This window comes from Hoeflea sp. EC-HK425 (genome assembly GCF_902498795.1).
Lineage (GTDB): Bacteria > Pseudomonadota > Alphaproteobacteria > Rhizobiales > Rhizobiaceae > Hoeflea > Hoeflea alexandrii.
In genome coordinates this window covers 1-10,083 of sequence record NZ_LR701570.1, presented here as the reverse complement: position 1 = coordinate 10,083, position 10,083 = coordinate 1, and the positions used below count along the sequence as shown (strand labels likewise).

Below are 10,083 nucleotides of genomic sequence, written 5' to 3'. Positions count from 1 at the left end.
GGACAGGCGCGCCTGTCCGACCATGCGCATTTTGTGTTGATAATCGGCCTCGTTTTTTGCGTTCAGAGCATCTGTGGCGCGACGAGCGTTTTCGTCTTCGGTGTCAATTTTTGAGCGCCTTTCTGTGGCTGTTTCAAACGGAAAGCCAGAGGGGCGATAGCCGAACGGCGAGCGCGCATCTGGATTGCGTTTTGTCGCGGTGTGCCTATGCGGCGGCGTTTCTCCGATATCCTCGGGTGTGTTTTTGCCGATGCGGTTTGAGATATATTCGAGCGCGGTGTGATCCTGATCATTGCCGAGGAACAGGTGACAATCCGAGTTGGTGAAGAAGGTTTCAACCCCGTCTTTACCGTAGAGGCTGGAAATCTGCCCCATGTTCTGGACGAATGGCCAGAGGTGAACGCCATAGCCACGCATGCGCCCCGTGGCCTCTTGTGCCTCTTCCAGTTTGCCGAGGCTGTAAAATTCATCGAGCAGATAGAGGCATTCGGCCTTGTCCGCGCCCGACAGGGTGCTTTGTTTGCCCATGGTGCGCAGGGTGCTTTTGATGAACAGGCGCAGGAATCCCGCATACTCGGACACATCATCGGCGGGCAAGACAAGGTAGAGGGTCGCGCGGCCTGTCAGCAGGTCGTCAAGATCGAAGGTGCTGGAGCCGAGCGCCGCCGCGATGGCGGGATCATCAAGCCATTGCGTGGCACGTTGTGCGAGGCCGAGGAAATCCCTTTCCATGCCCTTGCCTTTTTCAATGGCGGTCATGATTGCGATTCCCGCCGAGCGCACCAGCCCGCCGAATGCTTGGCTTGCCGCCATGGCTTGGGCATCCTCATACAGCCCGCCCGAACCATCGGCCAGCGTGTCAGGTTGCATGATCATATCGCGCAGGGCTTTGAAGGTGCGATATTCGGCGGGCGCTTCCGATGCGTTATAGGCGATCAGGCCAGCCCATATCTTGCGCGCGCCTTCCGTCCATTCCATGTGCTTTGGATCGTGGGAAACGATCAGGCCATTGGCAATGGCGAGGATCGTTGCACGGGCGCGCGGGTCATCCTCTCGGATGCCTTGGAGCGGGTTAATCGAAACCCTGATTTCTTCGCAGTCCTTGGCGACATGGAAGGGATCGAGCGCGCCGACCACTTGCCCCATATCGCGGCGGGCTTCCCATGTCAGCGCTGTGTTTTCGCCCTTGGGATCGATGCACACGAGCGAATGTGGCCAGCGGCGCGCGTTCGTGATCAGGAGCGCGGCACCCTTGCCAGCCCCAGAGCCGCCAATCGTTAGCGCGTTTGTTTCGAGGGTTACGCCGATTTCGTGGTTGTCATCATCGACACCGAGGAAGATGTCACCATCTTGATAGCGGTGCGTGGGGTACGCCTTCGCAAAATTAAAGGGCATGGGGAAGCCTCCCGACCTTAACTTGACGTTAAGAAGATTATGGCAGATTATGGAAAGGGTAGCAAGCTATGTTTTTGGTTCCCAAAAACGCTTGTCGGGGCGGTGCCCCGAACCCCCAAGAGGCGGCGGGATCATGGGTAAGGACGACACACCGAAACGACACGGCGGACGGCCACGGCTTGCGGCAGATGAGCGGCGCGACGAACGCTTGCCTAATCTGCGTGTGACGGCCGCCGAGCGCGCCTATGTCGAGGAACAGGCCGCGCGGGCTGGCTTGCCTCTGGTCGAGTTTTGCCGCCGCGCGATCCTGTCAAAGCGGATTAAACCCCGCCCCGCTTTGGTAGAGGATGCCGTGTTGCTTGAGTTGAACCGCTTAGGGGTCAACCTCAATCAAATCGCCCGCGCGATCAATCGCGGGCGAGGCATCCCCGCCGACATGGCCGACACCATGGCGGCGATCAAGGAAGCCGTGACGAGGCTTGCGAAAGATGGTTCCTGATATCGCCCGCACAGGCCGCAGTTTTAACGGCGCGCTTGCCTACTACCTTCACGACAAGCGCGAAGGTGAAAGGCCGCAGAGCGCCGAGCGTGTTGCATGGGTCGAAATGCGCAATCTTGCGACAGACGACCCGCAAGCGGCCAAGCGGGTGATGATCACTACGGCGATGCATGCGGACGAGCTGAAGGCCGCCGCGGGCATCAAGAACACAGGCCGAAAATCGAATGCGCATGTATACGCGTATAGCCTTGCATGGCATCCAGACGAGGCGGGCAAGCTGGATCGTGCGGAAATGTTGCGCGCCGCAGACGGGAGCCTCAAGGCTCTCGGCGCGGATCATCTTCAATCGATGATCATTTGCCACACCGACCAGAAACACCCGCATATTCACGTTGTCCTGAATCGCGTTGACCCTGCCACGGGGAAGATGTTTTCGACATCGAACGACCGCCTGAAATTGTCCGATTGGGCGAACCAGTACGAGCGCGAGCGGGGGGCGATCCTGACCCCCAAGCGCGAGGAGAAGCGACAGGCGCGCGAGGAGTTCAAGGACAAGGCGGCGCGCAAGGATTATGCCGCCGAGCAGAAGAAGGCCGCAGAAGCCCGCACAACGGCGAAGAAGGACGGGCGCGACCCGAACCCCGCCGCGACCCTCAAAGCCTTTGGAGAGGCACAGAAAGCCCGCCACAAGGAAGATTGGCGGGCATTGTCCGAGAAGAATAAAGCCGCGCGGGAGGCCATCTATTCGGCCAGCGGCGCGGCGATCAAGGAGCTTGCCGAGAAACACAAGGCGAAGAACCGCCCGACATGGGCGGCGCATTTCAAGGACGAGAGGGAGCGACAGGCCGCTTTTGATGCCCGCGAGCGATATTTGCGCGGGATCGTATCCAATGCCCTGGACGCGGCGCGCCAACAGCGCGAGCGCGGCCAGCTTCCCAAGGACAAGGGCGCATTGCGGGCTATCTTTGAAAACGTGCTCGACAGCCAGAAGCGCCGCCAGACATTCACCGACAGCCAGAGCGAGCGCCGCGCCGCCGTGGCGCAGTCGATCAAGAAGGCATTGGACGCGGACATTGCGCAGGTGAAACAGTACCGCGCCGCGATGCTGGAAAAACAGCGCCAAGCCTTCGACAAGGCGCGCGCAGATCTGATCGAGCGGCAGAGCGCCGAACGCGAGAAGATCCGCGCGGCATGGCGCACCATCTATCAGGAGAAGGAACAGCGGCGGCAGGATCGGGAGCGGATCAACCGTCAGGCCGCTAAGTCCGCATCCCGCGCCGAGCGTTACGAGCGCAACAAATCGACCAAGCCCGCCGACATGCGCAAGCAGGAGGCACGGGCGAAGGCATTTGACCGACAGGCGCAGGAGAAGCCCGCGCCGCATCAGCAGGAGAAACCCGCGATGAAAAACGTCTTTGATCGATCGATCGGCAAAGCCCCACCGAAGGCGGCGCCGATCGAGACCAAGGTTCAGCCCGTTTCACAGGCACAGCCCGCGCCCAGCCCGAGCGGTGACGTTCCCCGCCCGACCCCAAAGAAAATGCAGGAGGTGCCCAAGGCCGCGCCGGCGAAACCATCGCCGGCAGAAGCCAAGCGGGACACGTGGCACCGCGCCGCCGGCGCGAAGGCACAGCCCCCCGCCGCACCGAAAAAGGATTGGAGCAAGACGGCCAGCCCCGCCCCTGCTAAGGCGGCAGAGCCGAAAAAGGATTGGAGCAAGGCCGCATCCGAGAAGCCCCGCGAGGTCAAGAAATTGCCGCCTCGCGCGATGGATCGAGACCGCGAAAGATAATTGTTGCCGCCTTTTTGCGAATCTGCGAACATGCCAGCATGTTAACATTTCAACATGTTAGGTAATCCATGAAGACAATCTCAATTTTAAGCCAGAAGGGCGGGAGCGGAAAAACCACTCTCGCCTTGCATCTGGCCGTTATGGCTGAGGAACAGGGCAAGCGCGCTGTTGTTATCGATCTTGATCCGCAGGCATCCGCGACCCTCTGGCATACGGCCAGAACCCGCGCAGGACATCCGCAATCGCCTCATGTTCAGCCTACCCACCCCGCAGGGCTTGAAAGCGTTCTGAATAATTGCGCCGCGCAGGGTGTTGATTTTGTTTTTATCGACACCGCCCCGCAATCGGACAACGTGGCGACACAGGCGGCACAGCTTGCCGACCTTGTTTTGATTGCTTGCAAGCCCTCAATTTTGGATTTGCGGGCAATTCAGAACACCCTACGCCTGACCGAGATTGCCCGCGTTCGGCCTTACGTTGTGCTGACCCAGATCGAGGCGCAGGGCACCCGTCATGCCGAAGCAGCGCAGACACTGGCAAACCTTAAGGTTGATGTCCTGCCCGCTGGCATGGGAAAGCGTGTTGCCTACATGGATGCGCTCATAGACGGACAGGCGGCCAGTGAGTTTGAACCGCACGGGCGCGCGGCGGAGGAAACGCGGCTTTTGTTTGATGTTGTCGCTAAATTGGCGAAGAAGGCGACAGGGCGGAGGAACGCGGCATGAGCAAGCGCAAGCCTATTGATTTTTCGGCCTTGTCCGATGCTGCCGCTACGCCGACTAATCCGATCAGGAAACTGGAAGCGAGCGCGCAAGGGAAAGCACCTGCCCGCATGGGCAAGGTGCAGATTAGCGCCTTTGTGGAACCAGAAGTAAGGAACGAACTTAAAGCCCTTGCGGCATTGAATGGCCGAAGCCTCAATGACCTCTTGGAGGAAGCTTTCCAGATGGTGCGGGATAGATACAAGAATTAAATTGCTGACATTATAGCATGTTAACATGATAACAAATTGACATCATAACATGTTATTATATCCCGCCGCTTTTGGCAAACAATTGATAATTCAGGACAAAGCGCCGTGCATCCCTTGCAAATAGCGGGATTGAAGGCGGGTTATGTTCTGCTTGGCGAAAATCGGCAAATCAGGCAAACTAGACTAGGCTTGTCCGAGATTCGCGGGCGCGTCAATTTTTTGGAGTATTCTAAGACCAGAAACGAAAAACCCGCCGAGGGGGCGGGTCATCCATAATCCGATAGGGATTGATCAACGTTGTGGTGACTTTGATCTTCCCAAAAAATCGGAGCATTTGCAAGAGGATTCTTGCCACGGCTTTTTGCGCCCTGATGGTTGCCAATCCCCGAAGCGGTCAACGAACCGAAAGGGGATCAACCATGTTTGAAGCTATCGCAGATGTAATCACAGAACCGCCCAGAGGGCGCAGAGGCGCGCCCGTGCGCCGACAATCCCGCCTTGCAGGACGGGAGGGCGTTTTCTGGCGGCGTGTCAGCCGTCAGGAAGCCCGCCAGATCGTTTTTGCGGCGCGGCGGTATGAATTGACATCGCGCCAGTTCGGCGCGCGCAATGGCGCGCTTGGAGCCGTTGCGCTTGAGGTGCTCGACCTGCTGGCGAATATGGTTGATTACAAGACAGGGCGGCTCGATCCTGCCATTGAAACCCTGATGAAGCGGCTCAAACGGTCACGGGATGCCATTGTCAGGGCGCTAAAGGCGTTACGCGATCACGGGTTCCTTGATTGGTTGCGGCGCTACGTGCCCACAGGCAGGGAAGGGCGGGGCGTTCAGGTGCAACAGACCAGCAACGCCTACAGGCTTTCCATGCCAGCCCGCGCGCGCCGCCTGTTAGGGCGCTATGGCCGATCCGCGCCCTTGCCCGATGATTTCACCCATGCGCGGGAAATGCAGGAAGCGGCAATCACAGCCCACCGCCAGAGCCTCACCCTTGAGGAATTGCCGCTATTCGAGATCGGCGACAACCCATTGGGGCAGGCGCTCGCAAGGCTTGGAAAAGCGATCAAAGAACGTGAGTCCGCCAAACGGACTGAATCCGCATCTAGGTTTATTTCTATGAAGAATGAATAGCGGAATCGGCCTAACGGCCGATGAGTTTTCCATTGGCTGGGGGCGCTGCCCCCAACGCCGTGTCAAGGGTGCGGTTCCCGAGGCTCGGGGCTTACGCCCCTGCGCCCGCCGCACTGATCCTTGACACTCTGCCCCCCGCGTTCGCCACGTGGCAGAAGTGCAGGCCGCTTTGCGTCTGCACTTGCCACTCGATTAAGGGGATTCACGGCGCGGGCTTTTTCAGGTAAAATTTGAATAACGAAAGGATTTTCAAAAATGAGTAAAAACAAACCCTTTGATGTTTGCGTCCCCGAAAAATACCAGACCGACAACGGCGAGGAAAAGACCAAATATTACCAAGTCGGCGTTGCCTTTGAGATCGAGAGCGGCGGCATGTCCGTTATCTTGCCCGAGGGCATTAGTCTATCAGGCCGTTTTGTCATCTTTCCCCGCAAAGATCGACATGAACCAACCCCCTAAGAAGCCCCGAAAGTTCAGGGGCTTTTGTGCTATCGACAGGCGCGGCGCTTTGCTTTGGGGGACATTGCGACCGACCGAGGCCGAGAGCCGCGCCCTATTCGAGAAATGGAACCCCGCGCCGAGCGGTTACGATCACGGGGCGCAGATCATGCCCGTAGAGCTGTATTTATGATCACGCCCGCTAGCCTGTTTTATTGGTTTGTGGGAGCCGTGGCGTTTTTGCTGGCCGTGGTGGTGCTATCCGTTCGCCCCGCGCGATCATTCGAGCCGCACCAGATCACCGCGCCCGTGCGCTATGTGGTGGACGGGGACACGCTCTATTTGCACGGCCAGAAAACCCGAATCCGATTATTCGGGATCGATGCGCCAGAGATGGACACGAGGGCAGGGAAGGCGGCGCGGGCGCACCTGTCAAAAATCGCCCAGGGGCGCAAGGTGACTTGCCAGATCATCGAGCGCGACAGGTACGGGCGATTTGTTGGCCGTTGCCATTTGCCAGACGGACGCGACATTGGCCGCGTGATGATCGAGGCAGGACACGCCCGCGAGTTCTGCCGCTACTCCAAGGGCATTTATGGGCGGTGTAGATGATGATCGAAAGCCGCTCTAATCGTAGCGGATAAGCTTGACAAAATACCATATTATCGTTATTTGAAATCACGAGGCGCAATTAATTTGTTGCCCTCTTTCCGAGACCCACGTCTAAAAGCGTGGGTTTTCGTGCATCTGGGGGCATGATTCTGACTTATATCGCCTACCTTGATGAATTTGGGCATATAGGCCCGTACATCAGCCGCACCGATCCAAAACATAACGACAGTCCCGTTTTCGGGCTTGCCGGTCTTGTTCTTCCCGTAAATGAGGTGCGTAGTTTCGGCACATGGTTTTTTCAGAGAAAGTGTGAGTTGCTTGATTTCGAAATCAGCCGCTCCGGTGAACATCCAGCTACGTGGGAGAAGAAGGGCGCGAGCCTCTACACTGCAAGGAATGTCACCCAATATGCTGAGTTGAGGAAATTCACAAACCGCTTTTTCAATAAGATCACTACGGTCGGCGGGTTTGTGTTCTATGTTGGGATCAAGAAGACAGCTGCCCCTGATCGTCACAACCCGAATTTTCTCTACCAGCGAGTTCTACTAGAGGCGATAAAGCGAATTAATTCGTTCTGTGAAGAAGATTGTACGCCGCTTGATAATTTTGTGTTGGCGCTCGACGAACATGATCAACGTGATGCTCTTATCACTGCATCGGCCAGAAGCATGTATAGCCCCACGCAACCAAGGCGGTGCCTTATCGAACCGCCTTTTCAAATTGAGAGCCATCGCTATCAAACGATGCAGGCGGCGGATTGGATCGCGGGGCTTGTAGGTCGTTTGGGCGCTGTCTGGGCTGATCCCTCTGCTTATCCTGAAAATGTGGTGCACCGAAAATATTTTGAAGCTCGCCTTAATCAGGCGGTTCGCCGGAGCGGAATCAGAAGCTAGGCGCAGCGCAGTCTTTATGTTTTAGGTCATGGCAAGTACGGCGATTAGTTGGGCAATACCATCTAACAGACGGGCGCGACATTGGCCGCGTGATGATCGAGGCAGGACAGCCCGCGAGTTTTGCCTCTACTCCAAAGGCATCTATGGCCGTTGTCGACGATGATGGGCAACCGTTCTAATCGTAGCGGCTGATGATCGTAAAATTCGGATCGTTCATATCGATTTCGGGTTGTACCTTCGCAACGACAAAGCCCACCCATCCAAAGCGCGGATCGATCTCATCGACAGCATCGACCGCAGGCATTGCGTGTTCGATAGGAACCCAGATGACAACATCGTCAGGCTTTAGGCGATCACCATTGCCTGTTGGAGTGCGAGAAGGGACAACGAAGCCGCCATCTTCCGATGCGACTTTGAGCATGACTATTTGCACGCCGTCCGGCTCGATTTTGGTCGGTGCACGAGTCCCAAATTCTTTTTGAGAGTCGAGAACAACGGCAACAATCCCTTGCCTTGGAACTATTTTTGTATGCCCATATTTGCATTGATATTCGAGGAACGCTTCCCCGCTTTTGAAAACGAGCTTATCAGGCAATTGGGACGGGGTTTTCTTCGTAAACGGCCATACCATTGATTGCTCCAATTCGCCTTTATTCCTTTAAAGGGCTGTTCTCAAAAAACAGTTTGTCGTTGAAATCCTTTATGTATTTTTTGGAGAAAAATTCGGCTTTCAATTTTTCCCAATCAGGCAAAATCGAGCGATAGTATACAGCCCTCGATTTTGCGTTATTTTCCATCTTATCTATATTTTCTGGTGTGGGTCTCTCGCTGTCACGAACAAACTTGAAAAAGTCCATCTGTTCTTTTTCAGATTCTTCCGAAAATCGGCCAAAATAATCATCTGTGAATACACGAATTTTGAGGCATAAACCAGTAAACCCAATTGGGTTGTTCTTCTTATCTAAAAAATGTTCATGGAACCCTTTGCGAAATTGTCCTTCTTCTCCCCAATAGCTAGTGGATCGTTCCCCTATGTCGTAGGCTAAAAGATGTAGGAGAAAATCGCCTTGCTCTTCCTCAGCTATGCTATCAATGAATGCACTAAATTCGTCGACTGGGTTTTTCATTCAGGATTCCTCAGATTTGATGCCTTATCGCTACCACATCTAGTGGTTTCGGACTATGGAAAAAACCGCGATCCTGTAGACCTTAGCGGGTGATAATATGCATTATGGAACCTGTTTTGAAATAATGGCGAAGTCCTGAAAAGCGAATTGAAGTAGCTACCAAAACGCGCCGCGTTTTTACTGCAAAAAGCAAATATTCAAGGCTCTATTTGTTGCGTTGCAACCAAATAGAAAAGGGCGCATGGCGCGCCTTTTCACCCATGCTTTCGAGATCAACATCTTGATTGTTCCCTGTTCGATTCCCGCCGAAGGCGAGAAGCGAACCCGCCCGCAGGGCGCGCGATTGTTCCCCGTCCCGATAGCCTCATAACAGCACCCCGCACAGGGCGAAGTCACCCGACAGGGGCGAAGCGAAGCGGCGCACCGCGAAGCGGTTGACAGCCCGCGCAGGGTGCTAGGCTATGGCACGGGATGGAAAGAATATATTTGCAATTCGCTGATAATATATGGCAATAATGAAATATGATTGCAGAAGAATTTAACACACAGGCAGATTTAGAATGGCGTTATTGGGCATGGGTTGCGGCCAATACGCCAAGTATATATGACTTTCAATCAATATATGATAGGCCGTCTATATATGACTTTAAATCACCGTTTGATTTCACATGAAAAACCCGCCTTTATTGGCGGGTTTTTCATTATTCCCGAGCAATTTTTATCATGTATAGCCCAATCGGCGCGGCAATGATCCCGCTGATGATTGCAATCATGATATTGGTTTGTGAATCCCCTTCGCCTTGATAGAGGCGCATGAGGCTGATGGCGAGCGCCATGCAGGAGATAAACCCAATAATTCCAATTGGAACGAAATTGCGTGCCTCTTGCGGCCATTCGCGAACCTCTTGCCGCGCCTCGTGCAAGTAGTTCAGGATTGGATTTAGAACAGGCGCGGTCTGTTCCATCATATTTCGGCGGCGGGGTTCAAAGTACGGGGCGGGTTTCAGCTTGAGAACATCGCCGCCCTTGATGAACGCGATGATATGGCGAGCCAGCTTGTCACCCTTCCCCTTGCCAACAATGGCCGCGATTTCATCGGGGGACAGGCGCGCCTGTCCGACCATGCGCATTTTGTGTTGATAATCGGCCTCGTTTTTTGCGTTCAGAGCATCTGTGGCGCGACGAGCGTTTTCGTCTTCGGTGTCAATTTTTGAGCGCCTTTCTGTG

Annotated in this window: 12 protein-coding genes; 8 read left to right on the top strand and 4 right to left on the bottom strand. The window is 55.4% G+C overall.

What is annotated here, in order from left to right:
- On the bottom strand, positions 1 to 1,395 hold a 1,395-nt coding region (locus SPHINGO391_RS02375; RefSeq protein WP_152007339.1), incomplete at its 3' end, for a type IV secretory system conjugative DNA transfer family protein.
- A gap of 133 nt (positions 1,396 to 1,528) precedes the next feature.
- Here SPHINGO391_RS02375 and SPHINGO391_RS02370 point away from each other — a divergent pair.
- The 8 genes from SPHINGO391_RS02370 to SPHINGO391_RS02335 all read left to right on the top strand — a co-directional run bounded on the left by SPHINGO391_RS02370 (position 1,529) and on the right by SPHINGO391_RS02335 (position 7,729).
- Entirely contained in the window at positions 1,529 to 1,894 is a 366-nt protein-coding gene (locus SPHINGO391_RS02370; RefSeq protein ID WP_193217159.1) for a MobC family plasmid mobilization relaxosome protein, read from the top strand.
- The gene (locus SPHINGO391_RS02365; protein ID WP_152007337.1) at positions 1,884 to 3,686 is read left to right on the top strand and encodes a relaxase/mobilization nuclease domain-containing protein; all 1,803 of its coding nucleotides are present in this window, start codon (positions 1,884 to 1,886) and stop codon (positions 3,684 to 3,686) included. Before SPHINGO391_RS02370 ends, SPHINGO391_RS02365 begins: the two co-directional genes overlap by 11 nt.
- Positions 3,687 to 3,754: 68 nt before the next feature.
- Positions 3,755 to 4,411, top strand: coding sequence for a ParA family protein (locus SPHINGO391_RS02360; protein WP_152007336.1), 657 nt, complete (start codon positions 3,755 to 3,757; stop codon positions 4,409 to 4,411).
- A complete protein-coding gene (locus SPHINGO391_RS02355) occupies positions 4,408 to 4,659 on the top strand; it encodes a ribbon-helix-helix domain-containing protein (RefSeq protein ID WP_152007335.1) in 252 nt (83 codons plus the stop codon). The genes SPHINGO391_RS02360 and SPHINGO391_RS02355 overlap by 4 nt, the downstream gene beginning before the upstream one ends.
- Before the next feature lie 419 nt (positions 4,660 to 5,078).
- Positions 5,079 to 5,786: a helix-turn-helix domain-containing protein gene (locus SPHINGO391_RS02350; protein WP_152007334.1), complete on the top strand. Its 708-nt coding sequence runs from the start codon at positions 5,079 to 5,081 to the stop codon at positions 5,784 to 5,786.
- A 255-nt stretch (positions 5,787 to 6,041) separates the two neighbouring features.
- The gene (locus SPHINGO391_RS02345; RefSeq protein ID WP_152007333.1) at positions 6,042 to 6,245 is read left to right on the top strand and encodes a hypothetical protein; all 204 of its coding nucleotides are present in this window, start codon (positions 6,042 to 6,044) and stop codon (positions 6,243 to 6,245) included.
- A gap of 168 nt (positions 6,246 to 6,413) precedes the next feature.
- Positions 6,414 to 6,836: a thermonuclease family protein gene (locus tag SPHINGO391_RS02340; protein WP_193217158.1), complete on the top strand. Its 423-nt coding sequence runs from the start codon at positions 6,414 to 6,416 to the stop codon at positions 6,834 to 6,836.
- A gap of 143 nt (positions 6,837 to 6,979) precedes the next feature.
- A complete protein-coding gene (locus SPHINGO391_RS02335; protein WP_152007331.1) occupies positions 6,980 to 7,729 on the top strand; it encodes a DUF3800 domain-containing protein in 750 nt (249 codons plus the stop codon).
- Between the two features lie 175 nt (positions 7,730 to 7,904).
- On the opposite strand, the gene SPHINGO391_RS02330 is transcribed toward SPHINGO391_RS02335, so the two are convergent.
- From SPHINGO391_RS02330 to SPHINGO391_RS02320, 3 genes are all read right to left on the bottom strand, one after another.
- Positions 7,905 to 8,360 carry a hypothetical protein gene (locus SPHINGO391_RS02330; protein ID WP_152007330.1) on the bottom strand — a complete coding sequence of 152 codons (456 nt, stop codon included), beginning with the start codon at positions 8,358 to 8,360 and terminating at the stop codon, positions 7,905 to 7,907.
- A 19-nt stretch (positions 8,361 to 8,379) separates the two neighbouring features.
- Entirely contained in the window at positions 8,380 to 8,856 is a 477-nt protein-coding gene (locus SPHINGO391_RS02325; RefSeq protein ID WP_152007329.1) for a hypothetical protein, read from the bottom strand.
- Between the two features lie 701 nt (positions 8,857 to 9,557).
- On the bottom strand, positions 9,558 to 10,083 hold a 526-nt coding region (locus SPHINGO391_RS02320; protein ID WP_193217157.1), incomplete at its 5' end, for a hypothetical protein.

Bases quoted from the DNA above. Each gene is read 5' to 3' on its own strand.
- SPHINGO391_RS02325 (WP_152007329.1), bottom strand. From the start codon at position 8,856: ATGAAAAACCCAGTCGACGAATTTAGTGCATTCATTGATAGCATAGCT.
- SPHINGO391_RS02330 (WP_152007330.1), bottom strand. From the start codon at position 8,360: ATGGTATGGCCGTTTACGAAGAAAACCCCGTCCCAATTGCCTGATAAG.
- SPHINGO391_RS02350 (WP_152007334.1), top strand. From the start codon at position 5,079: ATGTTTGAAGCTATCGCAGATGTAATCACAGAACCGCCCAGAGGGCGC.
- SPHINGO391_RS02365 (WP_152007337.1), top strand. From the start codon at position 1,884: ATGGTTCCTGATATCGCCCGCACAGGCCGCAGTTTTAACGGCGCGCTT.
- SPHINGO391_RS02360 (WP_152007336.1), top strand. From the start codon at position 3,755: ATGAAGACAATCTCAATTTTAAGCCAGAAGGGCGGGAGCGGAAAAACC.
- SPHINGO391_RS02345 (WP_152007333.1), top strand. From the start codon at position 6,042: ATGAGTAAAAACAAACCCTTTGATGTTTGCGTCCCCGAAAAATACCAG.
- SPHINGO391_RS02340 (WP_193217158.1), top strand. From the start codon at position 6,414: ATGATCACGCCCGCTAGCCTGTTTTATTGGTTTGTGGGAGCCGTGGCG.
- SPHINGO391_RS02370 (WP_193217159.1), top strand. From the start codon at position 1,529: ATGGGTAAGGACGACACACCGAAACGACACGGCGGACGGCCACGGCTT.
- SPHINGO391_RS02335 (WP_152007331.1), top strand. From the start codon at position 6,980: ATGATTCTGACTTATATCGCCTACCTTGATGAATTTGGGCATATAGGC.
- SPHINGO391_RS02355 (WP_152007335.1), top strand. From the start codon at position 4,408: ATGAGCAAGCGCAAGCCTATTGATTTTTCGGCCTTGTCCGATGCTGCC.